Below are 15,846 nucleotides of genomic sequence, written 5' to 3'. Positions count from 1 at the left end.
TCTATGTGGTCAACACGACGTGGGGAAAACACGCTAGTTGTTTGATTATATTCAAGATGCCTACGCCTTTTGCTGCAATATTGCATTTCGCGTGCAAAAACGCACAGTTTCCCGATGTCAAAGCTCAGCCTCCAGCCGGCGCTGCACATAGTCGGCGCCCGGCGCCGGATTCGGGCACACGCTGCCGGCCGCCGCCGGCGCGCAGGCGGTCGACTGGATCTGCAAGCGCTGGCCGACGCCCGTCGGCGCGGTGCAGCTTACTGTGACGCTGAAGGCCGACAAGGTGTTCAACCTCGGCATATCAAAACTGTAGATTCCCGGGCAGGCCAGCGCGATGGGTGGCGTGGCGCTGGCGCCCTGCAGACGGACCCACAAAGCCCACTCGAGGCCGGCGCGCGCCGCCTGGTAGGCGCGCGCGCCCTGCTCGTCGAGCGCGGCGCTGCTCTGCTGCGTGGTGGTCAGCGACACCATGGCCACGGCCAAGCCGGCCAGCGCCACCAGCAGGAATATCGCCGTCACCATGCCAACGCCGGCGGCGCGGCGCAGCGCGCGTACACGCATGAAAGCTGGCAAACTCGTAGGGGATCTCGTCGGCCGGTTCATGGTGTGTTATCGACGTGAATTTGATGGGCCAGCGTGATCGCCTCATCGCTGTTGGGGCGGCCCAGCACGATGGTCAGGCCGATCAGGGCAGTGTGCACGTTCGGCTGCACGCGATACTCGAAGGTGCAGCCGAGCACATTCCTGGCCAGCACGGCCGACTGGCCGGCGCCGGCCACCGGAATCACCGCTTGGAAACCGTAGTTCCAGTAGCGCGTCAGCGTTCTGGCCACGGGATCGCAGACGAACATGACTGGCGGCCGCACCACTTGGAAACGCTGGCTCGGCGATTGGTTGGCCAACGTGAGATTGTTTTGCACTAGTGTGAGCGTGTTGCCTGCCACGCTCTCGACGCGGACGCGGTTGCCACCGACGTAGGCGTCGGCGCCGGCGAAGTCGGTGCCGAAATTCGACACCACGATGTCGTCGTTTGGCGCGATGGCGGTAACGCCAACGGGCATGCTGCCGTCCACGGTGAAGTCGACTGCGCCACCCACGAAGTCGAGCACCGGCCCGCCGGCGCCGTCCTCGGCGGACAGGTAGCGCCCGCCGATCTTGGTGGGGATGAATTCGATCATGCTGACGCCGCCCGGCAGCCCCGTGCGCACGCTGTTGGGCAAGGCGCCGCGCAGCTCGCGCGCCATGCGGCGCAAGGCCAGGTCGGCCTGGTCGCCCAGCTCGGCGCGGCCGGATGCGTCCAGATAATTCTGCACCGGCTGGCGGATGAACAGCACCAGGATGCCGGCCAGCACGCCGGTGATGACCATGACCATGATCGCCTCCACCAGCGTGAAGCCGCGCTGGTGCCCAGTCGGCGCGTACGAGTACGTTTGCGCGGGCGGCTTCATGGATAGGAGGTCGGCGCGTAACGGGTGCGGTAGCCGTCCAGCCGCACATTGTCGTTGGCGCCACCGTAGTTGACGTTGACGGTGATGCGAACCACGTTCAGTCCGGCCGCCGGAGCGGTTGACCTGACCGGCAGGGCCGCCGGCCCCAGCGCCTGCTCGGTCCCCGCGCCAATCACATTCATCGTCACGCTAGCGGTAAAGCCGGCGACGTTGCCCTGGAACTGAGTGCCGCCGGCATCGACCAGCATGCCGCCGACGGTGAACGGGGTCGCCGCGACGCCTGCGGCGGCCACATAGTCGCTGACGTTGTCGAAGGGGCGGCCAACGTTGTTAACTTCGATGTCGAAGCCCTCGGGCGACGTGGCGCATCCAGCCGTGCTGGTCGCCGTCGCCGCGTTGGCGTCGGTCGGATCGCAATAGGTGAAACGGGCCAACTCGATTTCCTCCAACAAGGCTTCCGCCAGCAGCAGCGCTTGTTTGCGCCGCACCGGGTCGGCGCTGGCCTTGGTCGATAGATTGAACACCTGCATGATGCCGGCGGCGGCGATGCCCATGACCACGATGAATATGATCAGCTCGATGATGCTGAGCCCCCGTTGCCTGCCTGGCGACCTAAAAGACATTGCCGGTTTCCGGTTGCACGACGATGACAACATTACTGGCGGCGCTGGTGATGGTGATGTTCAAGGGCTGCAAGGCGGCCTGCCCCGCCGCCACGCCGAAGGTCGACGGCGCGCCGGCCGGATTGTTGGCGGCGATTTTGGCGGCGTCAGCCCTGGCGTAGGGCCGGCCCAACGCGTCGAAATAGAAATAGCCGTTCGTCCCCACCTCGTTGGCGCTGTTGCCGGCGATCAGGGTGCCGGCCGGCGGCGCCTCGCACATCCAGGTGGCGACATAATCACCGTTGATCCGGCACTGCGCGCGGCTGCTGGTGCTGCCGCTGTTGCTGCCGGCCGGCGTGGCTACCGCGTTGGCCAACGTGCACACCGGCGCCGAGCACAGCGCGAAGCGGTTGCCGTCGGCGATCACATAGATCGGCCGGTTTTGCGCCACCGCCACTTTCTGGCCGTAGCGGATGATGGCGCGGACCTGGTCGGCATACTCCCTGGCCTCGAAGACGCTATTGTCAAAATAGCGCCCCACGGCAGCGGCACCGAGGATGCCGGTGATCACCAGAACCACCACCAACTCGATCATCGTGAAACCGCCACCTCGCCCGGGCCGTCGGCGGGAAACAGGCAGCCGGCAGGCCGAGGGAACGGATCGGATCGACATGGTGGCCAAGCAGCTCGGCGCCGGACTGGCCTGCTGCGGCCAGGCTAGTTGCTTACTGACAGCCGGCCGCAGTCCCGGTCACCACAACGGTGGGCGGGGTATTGGCGGCTGCGGTCTGGGTGTAGATCAAGTTGCATGTCAGACCGCGAGGGCTGCCAGCAACGCCGGTGGGAATGACCAGCACGCCGTTGACTGGAATCTCCGGTGTATTCGCGGTTGCCGGAACCGCAGCGGCACCGCCGACGGTGATCGTGTAGTCGTTGTTGGTGGCACCGTTGTTGCCGATACCTGCGCCCGCGAGGAAACCGACCGTTGCGGTCGGATAACCCAGGGCAACGGGAATAATCGCGCCCTCATTGGTGAAGCTAGGGGCGGCAGGATCGGCCAAGCTCTGGCCATGAACCATCGCGATGGTCGACTGCATAGCCCCGCGCGCCGCGTTCAAGGCGGCCAAGCGGGCGTCGCCCGACAGGCCGGCGAACCGTGGCAGTGCCGTGGCCGCCAAAATGCCCAGAATCACGATCACGACAATCAATTCGATCAAGGTAAAACCCGCTTGGGCGGAACTGCGAATTGCGGTAAATGCTGGCTTTTTCATCAAATTCTCCAAATCGTCGCGAGGACTGAGGCGTATGAGCCGACGATAACATGCGGTGAAATGCGACCTCAACCGTTCAATTGTTCCAGAGTCGCACCGGGTATTTCCGGGGCACTCGACGGCTTGGCGGGGGATGTGGGCAAGCGCGATAATTTTACCTTGAACTGCAACAGTTTCAGTGAAGAATCTCCGAAAATCCCCTTCTCATTTAACAAATAAACCAAAATTTTCTTGTCCCTATCAAAATACCAGTTACCCGGCGCCAATTCCCGCACATCGGGCGAATAAAATTCGCCCAGGTAGTTCTTCGGTTTGCGCTCCAGCAGTTCCAGCGGGTTTTGCTCGGCCAATTGCGCCAGGTTCAGCGCGTGCCCTGGCAAGCGCGCCTGCGCCAGCCTGGCCTGTAGGGCACTGCGCATGCCGGACACGGTGTATTGCAGGGCCACGCGCTCGGCCTCGCCCTGGTAGCCGGACAGCCGGCTCAGCAGCATGCCGATCAGGATCGCGGCCACCGTTGCCGCGACGGCGAACTCCATCAGGCTGGCGCCGCCCTGCCGTCGCTGTTGTCGTAGAGCGACATTAGTTGCATTAAATGTAAAGTTGCTCATTTGGGGTGAAGAGCCGCCTTGCCCAGGTCCCAGATCGGCAAAAAGATGCCCAGCGCCAGCACCAGCACCATGGCGCCGAGGAAGACGATCAAAATCGGCTCGATCTGCGCCGACAGCGTCTTGAGCTCGTAGTCGACCTCGCGTTCGTACATCTGGGCGATCTCGTCCATCAGTTCGTCGAGCGAGCCGCTCTCCTCGCCGACGGCGATCATCTGCAACACCACCGGGGTGAACACGCCGGCCGCCGCCGCCGTGCGCAAGATGCTCTCGCCGCGCTCGACGCCGTCGCGCATCTGCTCGACGCGCGCCGTCAAATAGGCGTTGTCGACCGTCTGCGACACCACCGTCAGCGCCTGCACGATGGGCACGCCGCTGCGGCTGGACAAGGCGAAGCTGCGGGCGAAGCGCGCCATTGTGCCCTTCAGGATGATCTTGCCGGCCACCGGGACGTGCAGCTTCCACTTGTCCCAGCGGTAGCGGCCGGCGGTGGTGGCCAGCCAGGCGCGCGTGCCGAACACGCCGGCCAGCAGCGCCACCAACAAAGCCGGCCAGTAGCGCACGGTGAAGGCCGAGGTGCCGATCAGGATGCGCGTCATCAGCGGCAGCTCGGCGTGGAAGCCTTCGAACACCTTGACGAAGGACGGGATGACGAACATGTTGACGACCACCATCGCCGCCACCATGGCGAAGATGACGAAGCTGGGGTAACGGGTCGCCGTCTTGACGCGCTCGCGCATGTCGCGGTCGAACTCGAGGTGGTCGAACAGGCGCAGGAAGACCTCCTCGAGCCGGCCGGTCATCTCGCCGACCCGCACCATCGACAGGTAGAACTGGCTGAACACCTCGGGATGGCGGCGCATCGCCGCCGACAACTCGCGGCCCGAGTCGAGCGACTCGCGCAGGTCCTTGATGACGCGGCCGAAGGCCTTGCTGACGGCCGACTCCTGCAGCCCGGCCAGGCCGCGCATGATCGGCACGCCGGACTTGAGCAGGGTGTAGAGCTGGCGGCTGAACAGTTGCACGTCCATCGAGCTGACCTTCTTCTCGCCCAGCCGGCGCCACCAGGGGTCGTCGCCGCTGGCGCTGACCACCTTGCTGGTGACGCTGATGTCGATCGGCGTCACGCCGGTGTTGAACAGCTGCTCGGCGACGGCGCCGCTGTCGGCACCCTCCAGCACGCCCTGCATCAGCTCGCCGCGCGCGTTGCGGCCCTTGTAGGCGAAAAATGGCACGTCAATCCTCGAACTGGTTGCTGATGCGCATGGCCTCGGCCACCGTGGTGCGGCCCTCGACCACCAGCTGGACGGCGTGGCGGCGCAGCGTGTTGCCGGCCATCTGGGCCGCCGCCTTGAGGAAGTGCGCCGGGTCGGGGTGGTTGGCGGCGTCGACCACGGCGCTGCTCATCTCCAGCAGCTCGTAGACGCCGGTGCGGCCGCGGTAGCCCATGCCGTTGCAGTGCGAGCAACCCTTGCCGTGGAAGTAGTGGCCGGCCTCGGCCTTGTCGGCCAGCTCGGCGCGCAGCCACTCGACCTCGGTCGGCGTCGGCTGGTAGGGCATCGAGCAACTCTCGCAGATCACCCGCACCAGGCGCTGCGCCAGCACCGCCTGCAGCGAACTGCCCACCATGTAGCGCGGCACGCCCATGTCCATCAGCCGCAGCGGCGTGCTCTGGGCGTCGTTGGTGTGCAGCGTCGACAGCACCAAGTGGCCGGTCATGGCGGCGCGCAGGCCGATCTGGGCGGTCTCCTGGTCGCGCATCTCGCCGACCAGCACGATGTCCGGGTCCTGCCGCAGGGCCGAGCGCAGCACGCGGGCGAAGCTCAGCTCGATCTTGTCGTTGACCTGCACCTGGTTGATGCCGGCCAGGCGGTACTCGACCGGGTCCTCCACCGTGATCAGTTTCTTCTCCACCGAGTTCAGCTCGGCCAGCGCGCAGTACAGCGTGGTGGTCTTGCCGCTGCCGGTCGGCCCGGTGACCAGCACCAGGCCGTTGGGGCGCTGCACGATGGCGCGGAAGCGCTCGACCATGGCGCGCGGCATGCCGATGGCGTCGAGGCGCAGCGCGGTGCCGCCCTGGTTGAGCAGACGCATCACCACCGACTCGCCATACTGGGTCGGCATGGTCGAGATGCGCACGTCGATGCGCTGGTTCTTCACCCGCACGGCAAAGCGGCCGTCCTGCGGCAGGCGCTTCTCCGAGATGTCGAGGTCGGACATCAACTTGAGGCGCAGCGCCAGCGCCGGCGCGATCTTGATGTCGGTCTCGGTCTGTAGGTGCAGCACGCCGTCGATGCGGAAGCGGATCTGCAGGCGGCCCTCCTGCGGCTCGATGTGGATGTCCGAGGCGCGCACCTGGGTGGCGTCGTCGAACACCGACTGCAGCAGCTTGACGATGGGGGCCTCCTCCAACCCCGGGTTGACGGCCAGCGCGCCGAAGTCGACCGAGACGTCGCCGATGTCCTGCTCGAGCTCGCGCGCCAGGTCGGTGATGTCCTCGGTGCGCCGGTAGATGCGGTCGATGGCGGCCAGCACCTCGGTCTCGTTGACCACCGCCAGCTCGATGGCCTGCTTGAGGATGCGGGCGATCTCGTCGTAGGCGAACAGGTCGGTCGGGTCGGACATGCCGACCAGCAGGCGGCCGTGGCGGTCCTCCAGCACCAGCGCGCGGAAGCGCCGCGCCTGCGTCTCGGGCAGCAGGCGGACGATCTCGGCGTTGATGTTGTAGAACTTCAGGTTCAGGTAGGGGATGTCGAGCTGGCGCGCCAGGGCGCCGGAGATCTGGTCCTCGCTGACGTAGCCGTTCTCGATGAAGACGCGGCCCAGCTTGCGCCCGCTGCGCTTCTGCTCGGCCAGCGCCAGCCCCAATTGCTCCTCCGACAGCAGCTTCTGCTGCACCAGGATCTCCCCCAGTCGGACTTTTTCCGGCCTTGCCATACCCGCTCCGTTCGCATTGAATAGCCGTCCGCGCGCCGCGCCGCCTGTCTGCGGCCCGGCCCGCTGGCTCGAATGCGGCCATGCTAAGCCAGAACAGCGTGCTTGTCGACAAGCGGCGGCCGGTATTTCGCATTCCGCGCGCGATTGCGTCGCGTGCCCTCTTTTCACTCTGGAATTTGATCTGTTTCCCTAGGCAAACGCCCCGATATTGCGCTACAGTATGGGTCGCCCTCCACTTGACCGCTCCATGACCGTTCCCGCCTTGCGCTTCCAGCACATAGTCAAACGTTATGCCGATCACGGCGTGCTCGACGGTGTCGACCTGGAGGTCATGCCGGGCGAGTTCTTCGGCCTGGTCGGCGTCAACGGCGCCGGCAAGACCAGCCTGCTCAAATGCCTGTTCGACTTTTGCCCGCTCGACGGCGGCGACATCGCCATCTTCGGCCAGCCGCACCGGCTGGCGGCGGCCCGCGCGCCGCTGAGCTTTTTGCCGGAGCGCTTCACACCGCCCTACTACCTGAGCGGCGCCGACTTCCTGCGCTACGTGCTGACCCTGCAACAGATAGACTACGACGCCGAGGCGGTGGTGCGCGTGCTGCGCGCGCTCGACCTGGCGCCGGCCGCCCTGACGCGCACCGTGCGCGGCTACTCGAAGGGCATGACGCAAAAGCTCGGCCTGGCCGCCTGCCTGCTGGCGCGCAAGCCGATGCTGGTGCTCGACGAGCCGATGAGCGGGCTCGACCCGAAGGCCCGCGCCCTGCTCAAGGAGGAACTGGCGCGCTGGCGCGCCGCAGGCCACGGCCTGTTCTTCACCTCGCACGCGCTGGCCGACGTCGACGAGATCTGCGACCGCATGGCCATCCTGCACGACGGCCGCATCGCCTTCGCCGGCACGCCGGCGCAGTGCCGCGAGCAGTACGGCGCGGCCAGCCTGGAGCAGGCCTTCATGCGCTGCATCGCCTAGGCCCGGCCGCCATGTACCAAGCCCACTTCGGCCTGACGCAGTCGCCGTTCGGCATCACGCCGAACCCCAGCTTCTTCTATTCCGGCAACACGCGCGGCGAGATCCTGCAGGCCCTGCTGTACGTGGTCGGCCACGGCGAGGGCATCACCAAGGTCACCGGCGAGGTCGGCAGCGGCAAGACCATGCTGTGCCGCATGCTCGAAAGCCAGTTGCCGCCGCACATAGAGGTGATCTACCTGGTCAACCCCAGCCTGTCGCCGCTGGAGGCGCTGTTCGCCATCGCCAGCGAGCTCGGCCTCAAGCCGGACGGCAAGCGCGGCGACGAGGTGCTGCGCGAGCTGCACGCCGACCTGATCGCCAAGCACGGCGCCGGCCGCCAGGTGGTGCTGCTGGTCGAGGAGGCGCAGGCCATGCCGCTAGCCACGCTCGAAGAGATCCGCCTGCTGACCAACCTGGAGACGGCCCACCACAAGCTGCTGCAGATCGTGCTGTTCGGCCAGCCCGAGCTCGACGCCAGCCTGAACCTGCCGCACATGCGCCAGTTGAAGGAGCGCATCACCCACAGCTTCGAGGTGCCGGCCATGGCACCCGAGCTGGTGGCCGACTTCCTCGACTTCCGCCTGCGCGCCGCCGGCTACCAGGGCGGGCCGGCGTTCAGCCCGGCGGCGGCGCGGCTGATCGCGCGCGCCTCGCAGGGCATCGTGCGGCGCATCAACATCCTGGCCGACAAGGCGCTGCTGGCCGCCTTCGCCGACGACAGCGCCACCGTCGAGGCGGCGCACGCCAAGAAAGCGATACAGGAAAGCAGGTTCGTCGTTAAAAACAGTATCGCGTCGCCGCTGACCTTGGCCCTGTCGCTGACCATCGTGCTGCTGTTGTGCGCCATCGCCTGGCTGGCGCTGCGTCCGCCCGCGCCGCCGCAGCGGTGGACGGGCACCCCGTCCACCTCCCCCGCCGGCGCTGCGCCCGGCGCCCCGGAGCATGCCCCGGCCGCCGTGCCGGCGGCGCCGGCCGAGCTGCTGCGGCAAACGCTGCGCGACAGCCAAACCTGGCTACGCGGCGAGCCGGCCGAACGACTCAGCCTGCAGATCGACAGCATCCCGCTGAGCGAGCGCGCCCATCTGGAGCGCTTCCTGCTGCAAATGCGCGAAGCCATCGGCCTGACCCAGATCCACGCCTATCCGCGCCGCGTCGACGGCGTGTTGCACATCGCCATGGCCTACGGCAGCTATCCAAGCCGGACCCAGGCCGAGGCGGTGCAAACGCTGCTGGCCGAGCGCTGGGCCTACCGGCCGCACATCCTGGCCATCGGCGCCATCCGCGCCGACGTGGCGGCGGTGTGTGGCGCAGCGGGCGAGAAAGGACCGTCGAGGACGCTTATTTGCCCATTTGAAACCCAAACAATTGCTGTAGCATCCAAATTGTAAGATCATGACGCTAGCGATTCCAGTAACACAACACCTTGCACACCCCCGGGGGCGGAAACACCAATGAACAAACTCGCGACTCCCTGGCTCCCCGTGGCCTGCTGCGCGCTGCTGACGGCCTGTGCCGCACCGCCGATGGCCAGCTCGCCCGCCCATATCAACGAGGCGCCGCGCCCGGCCGGCTCGATCCCCGACACGGTGCAGCGCAGCAGCGCCCTGCCGGCGCCCAAGGCGGCGGCCAAGGTGGAGACCTACAGCGTCACCGTGCACAAGGTGCCGGTGCAGTCGCTGCTGTTCGCGCTGGCGCGCGACGCCGGCCTGAACGTCGACATCCACCCCGGCATCGAGGGCAGTGTGACCCTCAACGCGCTCGACCAGACCATGCCCCAGCTGCTCAAACGCATCGCGCAGCAGGTCGACATGCGCTACGAGATCGACGGCAACAACCTGCTGGTGCTGCCCGACGCCCCCGTCTGGCGCAACTACAAGGTCGACTACGTCAACATCGCGCGCAGCACCAGCAGCAGCGTCAACATCGCCACGCAGATCTCGACCACCGGCGGCGGCTCAAACAACAGCTCGACCGGCAGCAGCAACAGCCCCAGCGGCGGCAACAGCGGCAACACCGGCTCGGGCAACAACAACTCGACGACCTCGGTCAACAACCGCTCGGACAACAATTTCTGGTACACGCTGGAGAAGAACATCCGCGACATGCTGCGCCCGACCAACCTGAACGACAACCAAGTCGATCCGCTGGCGCAGTTCCGCGAGCAGCCGGCCACGCCGGCGCAGCCGGGCCAAGCACCGGGCCAGCAGCCGGGCCAGCAACAGTCGCAGGGACAGCAGCCGGGCCAGCAGCAGTTCCCGGGCCAGCAGCCGGGCGGCTACAACCAGTACCCGCAGCCGCAGGCGCAGGGCCAGTACGAGCCGAACCAGCAGAACCAGGCCTACCCGCAGAACCTGCAAGGCCAGCTGGGCCAGCAGGGCAAACAGGCAGTCAAGCCGGCCAACTCGGTGGTGGTCAACATCGAGGGCGGCCTGATCGCCGTGCGCGCCACCGGCCGCCAGCACGAGAAGATCCAGGAGTTCCTCGACATCGTGCTGGGCGCCGCCAAGCGCCAGGTGCTGATCGAGGCGACCATCATCGAGGTGCGCCTGGGCGACCAATACCAGCAGGGCATCAACTGGCAACGCTTGGGCAACGGCGGCCTGGGCAACGGCGGCCTGACGATGACCCAGCGCCAGGTCGGCAGCAACGCCCTGCCGTCCGGCGTGCAGCCCGATACCTCGCCCGGCCTGTTCGTGCTCAACTACGCCAACCCGACCTCGCGCCTGGGCAACATCGCCGCGACCATCCAGCTGCTCGAATCGTTCGGCAAGGTGAAAGTGCTGTCGAGCCCGAAGATCAGCGTGCTGAACAACCAGACCGCGCTGCTCAAGGTGGTCGACAACAACATCTTCTTCACCATCAAGGTGACGCCGGCGGTGCGTTCGAGCGACGGCAACACCATCACCACGCCGGCCACCTACGAGTCGCGGCTGGAGACGGTGCCGGTCGGCTTCGTCATGAGCGTGACGCCGCAGATCGCCGAGAACGACGAGGTGACCCTCAACGTGCGCCCCACCATCACCCGCATCGTCGGCTATGTGCAGGACCCCAACCCGGCGCTGGCCGACGCCAAGGTGGTCAGCAAGGTGCCGGTGATCCAGGCGCGCGAACTCGAATCGATCATGAAGGTGGCCAGCGGCCAGGTGGCGGTGATGGGCGGCCTGATGCAGGACTCGCTCGACAACAGCAAGGACGGCGTGCCCGGCCTGAGCGGGCTGCCGGTGGTCGGCAACCTGTTCGCCTACCGCAACGAGAACAACACCAAGACCGAGCTGGTGATCTTCATGCGCCCGGTGGTGGTCAAGGACGCCAGCCTGAACGGCGACTACAAGGACTTCCGCTACCTGCTGCCGGACCAGAAGCCGCTCAACAGCCAGCCCTACGGCGAGGCCCAGCCGGCCGCCGCCCCGGCCCCGGCACCACTACCGCCGGCCGGAGGGGACGGACAATGAGCCTATTGATGCAGGCGCTCAAAAAGGCCGAGCGCGCCAAACAGAACAGCATCCAGGAAAGCGAACTGGACAAGCCATCCGAGGCCTTCGACGAGGTGCTCTCGCTGGAACCGCTGGCCGCCGCGCCGGCACGCCCGCCGGCGCCGAGCGCCGCCCCGGCGGCGGACCCGACGGCCGGCCTGAGCCTGGCGCCGCTGGCCGAGGCCGGCCCCGCCGCCGCGCCGGCGGCGGCCCGCGCCGAGGCCGGCACGCCGGCCAGCGCGCTGGCGTTCGCCACCGACGGCCTGCCGCCGATTCCCGTGCTCAACGTCGCCGCCGAGGCGATCCACAACCCGGTGCCGCCCCAGGCCAGGCACCAGGGCGGCGCCGACGCCGCCCGCGAAGCGGCCGCGCCGTCCCCGACGGGCGCGGCCGCCGCCGCCACGGCCGGCGAAGCGCCGCGCCAAGGCGGCGCCAAGCCGCCGCCGCGCGGCGCGGCGCGCGCCCGGGCCGCCGCCACAGTGGCGGCGGCGGCGCCGATCGGCATCGACCCGGCGCGGCTGCGCGTGATGGTGCTCGGCGCCATCGCCGTGCTGATCGCGCTGGTGTTCGCCTATATGTACTGGCAGGCGGTGTACGCGCCCGGCGCCGGCAGCAAGCTGCCGATGGTGCCGATGCCGCCGTTCAACGCCACCGGCGCCACCGGCGGCACCATCGTGGTGGCGCAGCCGGGCGGTTTGGCCGAGGCGCAGGTCTTGGCCGACAGCGCGCCCGCCGAGCCGGCGCCGGCGGCGGCCGAGGCGCAGCGGCGCGAGGAGCAGATGGCCCAGCAGCTGGCCGAGCTGCAGGCGCGCATGCAACAGATGGCGCAGAGCCAGGCGCAGCAGCCCGGCCCGGAAACGCTGGCGCCGCTGGCGGCGGCCGACAGCGGCGAGATCCGCGTGGTGCGCAACAACGTCGCGCCGCAGCTCAATCCGGCCCTGCAGGGCGGCTACCAGGCCTACAACGGCGGCGACCTGCGCGGCGCCCGCGCCCAGTACGAGCAGGTGCTGCAGCAGGACCCGAACAACCGCGACGCCCTGCTCGGCCTGGCCGCGCTGGCGCTGCGCCAGCAGCAGGACCCGCAGGCCGCCGCCGGCTACGCCCGCCTGCTCGAGCTCGACCCCAACGACGCCGACGCCATGGCCGGCCTGATCGGCATGAGCCAGGGCGATCCGGCGCAAAGCGAGCTGCGCCTGAAAAAGCTGCTGCAGGGCGCGCCCGAGTCCGGCCCGGCGCTGTTCGCGCTGGGCAACCTGTACGCCCGCCAGGGCCGCTGGCCGGAGGCGCAGCCGCTGTTCTTCCGCGCCCACGGCGCCGTGCCGGCCAACGCCGACTACGCCTTCAACCTGGCCGTCGCGCTGGACCGGCTGAACCAGCCCAAGCTGGCGCTGAGCCACTACCAGAGGGCGCTGGCGCTGGCGCAGAACCACCCGGGCAGCTTCGACCCGGCCGCCGTCCACCTGCGCCTGCGCGAGCTGGCCGCCGCACCGGGCCAGGCGGCCAACCCGGCCACGGGCGGCGGCGCGGCGCGCTGAGCGCCGCCCCCCCCCCATCGGCATAGGACAGAACACCATTTCATGGCAGAACAAGCAAAACTTCCGCTCGGCAAACTGCTGATCCAGAAAGGCGTGATCAGCGAGGACCAGCTGCGCATCGCCCTGATCGAGCAAAAGCGCAGCAACGAGCCGCTCGGCAAGCTGCTCATCACGCTCGGCTTCGTCACCGAGGCGACGGTGCGCGAGGCGCTGTCGGAGAACCTCAAGCAGCAGACCGCCGACCTGGGCAACCTGGTGGTCGACGCCATCGCCCTCAAGCTGATCCCCAAGGAGGTGGCCAAGCGCTACCGCGTCTTCCCCATCGTCTACGAGCGCCACAGCGACAACCTGATCCTGGCCATGGCCGACACCAGCAACATCGTCGCGCTCGACCAGATCAGCGCCATGCTGGTCAAGGGCATCAGCGTCACCCCGCTGCTGGCGGCCGAGTCCGACATCGGCCGCGCCATCGACCAGTACTACGGCTTCGAGCTGTCGATCGACGGCATCCTGCACGAGATCGAGACGGGCGAGGTCAACTACCAGAGCCTGGGCAGCGTGTCCGACGAGTACAGCCAGCCGATGGTGCGCCTGATCGACGCCCTGCTGGCCGACGCCGTGCAGAACGGCGCCTCCGACATCCACTTCGAGCCCGAGCAGAGCTTCCTGCGCATCCGCTACCGCATCGACGGCATCCTGCGGCAGATCCGCAGCCTGCACAAGTCCTACTGGCCGGCCATGGCCGTGCGCCTGAAGGTCATCAGCAACATGAACATCGCCGAGACCCGCGCGCCGCAGGACGGCCGCATCTCGATCAAGTTCTCCGGCCGGCAGATCGACTTCCGCGCCTCGGCCCAGCCGACCACCCACGGCGAGAACTTCGTGCTGCGCGTGCTCGACCGGCAAAAGGGCATCGTCCCGCTCGACGGCCTGGGCCTGGGCGAGAAGGAGCTCGACCTGCTCAAGCTGATGATCGCCCGCCCCGACGGCGTGATCCTGGTGACCGGCCCGACCGGCAGCGGCAAGACCACCACGCTGTACTCGATCCTCAACCACATCAACACCGAGAGCGTCAACATCATGACCTTGGAGGACCCGGTCGAGTACCCGATGAACATGATCCGGCAAACCTCGGTCAACGAGTCGGCCAAGATGGGCTTCGCCGAGGGCATCCGCTCGATGATGCGGCAGGACCCGGACATCATCCTGGTCGGCGAGATCCGCGACAAGGAGACCGCCGAGATGGCCTTCGCCGCCGCCATGACCGGCCACCAGGTGTATTCGACCTTGCACACCAACTCGGCGATCGGCTCGGTGTCGCGCCTGCTCGACATCGGCATCGTGCCCGACGTCATGGCCGGCAACATCATCGGCATCGTCGCCCAGCGCCTGGTGCGCAAGCTGTGTCCGCACTGCCGCGCCCCGGCCGAGGCCGACGCGCTCGAGCGCCGCCTGCTCGGCCTGCCCGCCGAGCAGGCCGGCGGCGCGGGCGACGCGGCGGCGCGCACCATCTACCGCGCCGTCGGCTGCGAGCGCTGCGCCCACCAGGGCTACAAGGGGCGCATCGCCATCATCGAGCTGCTCAAGATGACGGCCGAGCTCGACGAGATGGTGGCGCGGCGCGCCTCCTCGCGCGAGCTGAAGAACGCCGCCGCCGCCGCCGGCTTCCACGCGCTGGTCGACGACGGCGTGCGCCGCGTGCTCGAGGGCGTCACCACGCTCGACGAGGTGGCCCGCGTGGTCGACCTGACGGAGCGGCTCGGCTGATGCCGCAATACATCTACCGCGCCATGGACGGCGCCGGCCAAATGCAGCCGGGCAGCATGGACGCCGCCAACGAGCCCGACCTGGAGCTGCGCCTGCACCGCATGGGCCTCGACCTGATCGACTGCCGCGCCACCCGCCAGGGCGTGGTGCTGCTGGGCCGCCGCGCCATCGAGCGGCGCGACCTGATCAACTTCTGCTTCCACATGGAGCAGATGAGCGGCGCCGGCGTGCCCCTCCTCGAGGGCCTGGGCGACCTGCGCGACAGCCTCGACCACCCGCGCTTCCGCGAGATCATCACCGACCTGATCGAGAACATCGAGGGCGGCCTGCAGCTGTCGGCCGCGCTGGCCGCCTACCCCGAGGTGTTCGACCTGACCTTCACCAGCCTGATCACCGCCGGCGAGCACAGCGGCAAGCTGGCCGAGGTCTTCAAGAACCTGTCGGAGAGCCTGAAGTGGCAGGACGAGCTGGCCGCGCAGACCAAGAAGATCGTCATGTACCCGGCCGTCGTCGCCGTGGTGGTGCTCGGCGTGACCTTCTTCCTGATGATCTACCTGGTGCCGCAGCTGACCGCCTTCATCAAGAACATGGGCAACGAGCTGCCGCTGCACACCAAGGTCTTGATCGCCGTCTCCAACGTCTTCATCGCCTACTGGTACGCGCTGCTGGCGCTGCCCTTCGCCGCCTGGTTCGGCCTGCGCGCCTGGCTGGCCCGCAGCGAACGGGCGCGCTACGCCTTCGACGCCTTCAAGCTGCGCGCCTGGCTGGTCGGCCCGGTGCTGCACAAGATCATCCTGGCCCGCTTCGCCACCTTCTTCGCCCTGATGTACGCCTCCGGCATCACCATTTTGGAGTGCATCCGCCTGTCCGAGGGCATCGTCGGCAACCGCGTGGTGGCCGCCGGCCTGCGCCGCGCCGCCCAGCTGATCGCCGAGGGCCAGGGCGTGACGGCGGCCTTCCAGCACACCGGCATCTTCCCGCCGCTGGTGATCCGCATGCTCAAGGTGGGCGAGGCCACCGGCTCGCTCGACGGCGCGCTGCGCAACGTCAGCTACTTCTACAACCGCGAGGTCAAGGAGATGATCGAGCGGGTGCAGGCGATGATCGAGCCGGCCATGACGGTGATCCTCGGCCTGCTGCTGGGCTGGATCATGTTGTCGGTGCTGGGGCCGATCTACGACACCATCAGCAAGATCAAGACCTGA

14 protein-coding genes are annotated in these 15,846 nt (G+C 67.8%); 6 read left to right on the top strand and 8 right to left on the bottom strand.

Features of this window, described 5'->3' with window-relative positions; genetic code table 11:
- Window positions 1-117: 117 nt before the first annotated feature.
- From BM252_RS16405 to BM252_RS16370, 8 genes are all read right to left on the bottom strand, one after another.
- Complete coding sequence (locus BM252_RS16405) at window positions 118-561, bottom strand: pilus assembly PilX family protein (protein ID WP_093388748.1); 444 nt, start codon at window positions 559-561, stop codon at window positions 118-120.
- Window positions 562-599: 38 nt separating this feature from the next.
- Complete coding sequence (locus BM252_RS16400; RefSeq protein ID WP_093388747.1) at window positions 600-1,448, bottom strand: type II secretion system protein; 849 nt, start codon at window positions 1,446-1,448, stop codon at window positions 600-602.
- The gene (locus tag BM252_RS16395) at window positions 1,445-2,071 is read right to left on the bottom strand and encodes a type IV pilus modification PilV family protein (RefSeq protein WP_093388746.1); all 627 of its coding nucleotides are present in this window, start codon (window positions 2,069-2,071) and stop codon (window positions 1,445-1,447) included. The genes BM252_RS16400 and BM252_RS16395 overlap by 4 nt, the downstream gene beginning before the upstream one ends.
- The gene (locus BM252_RS16390; RefSeq protein WP_139236555.1) at window positions 2,061-2,723 is read right to left on the bottom strand and encodes a pilus assembly FimT family protein; all 663 of its coding nucleotides are present in this window, start codon (window positions 2,721-2,723) and stop codon (window positions 2,061-2,063) included. Before BM252_RS16390 ends, BM252_RS16395 begins: the two co-directional genes overlap by 11 nt.
- A 52-nt stretch (window positions 2,724-2,775) precedes the next feature.
- Window positions 2,776-3,321: a type II secretion system protein gene (locus BM252_RS32000; protein WP_281249357.1), complete on the bottom strand. Its 546-nt coding sequence runs from the start codon at window positions 3,319-3,321 to the stop codon at window positions 2,776-2,778.
- Between the two features lie 68 nt (window positions 3,322-3,389).
- Window positions 3,390-3,929, bottom strand: coding sequence for a type II secretion system protein (locus BM252_RS16380; protein WP_139236539.1), 540 nt, complete (start codon window positions 3,927-3,929; stop codon window positions 3,390-3,392).
- Complete coding sequence (locus BM252_RS16375) at window positions 3,926-5,161, bottom strand: type II secretion system F family protein (RefSeq protein WP_093388743.1); 1,236 nt, start codon at window positions 5,159-5,161, stop codon at window positions 3,926-3,928. Before BM252_RS16375 ends, BM252_RS16380 begins: the two co-directional genes overlap by 4 nt.
- 1 nt (window position 5,162) lies before the next feature.
- Entirely contained in the window at window positions 5,163-6,863 is a 1,701-nt protein-coding gene (locus tag BM252_RS16370; RefSeq protein ID WP_093388742.1) for a GspE/PulE family protein, read from the bottom strand.
- Window positions 6,864-7,110: 247 nt separating this feature from the next.
- On the opposite strand from BM252_RS16370, the gene BM252_RS16365 reads away from it, so the two are divergent.
- The 6 genes from BM252_RS16365 (at window position 7,111) to BM252_RS16340 (ending at window position 15,846) form a co-directional block, all read left to right on the top strand.
- Window positions 7,111-7,827 (top strand): ABC transporter ATP-binding protein, encoded by a 717-nt coding sequence (locus BM252_RS16365; protein WP_093388741.1) that lies wholly within the window; start codon window positions 7,111-7,113, stop codon window positions 7,825-7,827.
- Between the two features lie 11 nt (window positions 7,828-7,838).
- Window positions 7,839-9,254, top strand: coding sequence for an ExeA family protein (locus BM252_RS16360; RefSeq protein WP_093388740.1), 1,416 nt, complete (start codon window positions 7,839-7,841; stop codon window positions 9,252-9,254).
- A gap of 63 nt (window positions 9,255-9,317) precedes the next feature.
- Window positions 9,318-11,318 carry a type II secretion system protein GspD gene (locus BM252_RS16355; protein WP_093388739.1) on the top strand — a complete coding sequence of 667 codons (2,001 nt, stop codon included), beginning with the start codon at window positions 9,318-9,320 and terminating at the stop codon, window positions 11,316-11,318.
- A complete protein-coding gene (locus BM252_RS16350) occupies window positions 11,315-12,874 on the top strand; it encodes a tetratricopeptide repeat protein (RefSeq protein WP_245774293.1) in 1,560 nt (519 codons plus the stop codon). The genes BM252_RS16355 and BM252_RS16350 overlap by 4 nt, the downstream gene beginning before the upstream one ends.
- Before the next feature lie 42 nt (window positions 12,875-12,916).
- Entirely contained in the window at window positions 12,917-14,641 is a 1,725-nt protein-coding gene (locus BM252_RS16345; protein ID WP_093388737.1) for a GspE/PulE family protein, read from the top strand.
- A complete protein-coding gene (locus BM252_RS16340; RefSeq protein WP_093388736.1) occupies window positions 14,641-15,846 on the top strand; it encodes a type II secretion system F family protein in 1,206 nt (401 codons plus the stop codon). The genes BM252_RS16345 and BM252_RS16340 overlap by 1 nt, the downstream gene beginning before the upstream one ends.

The organism is Rugamonas rubra, assembly GCF_900114705.1.
In the GTDB taxonomy this organism is placed as follows: Bacteria; Pseudomonadota; Gammaproteobacteria; order Burkholderiales; family Burkholderiaceae_D; genus Rugamonas; species Rugamonas rubra.
Note: the sequence above shows the minus strand (reverse complement) of the source record. Positions and strands in the feature narration are given on the sequence as shown.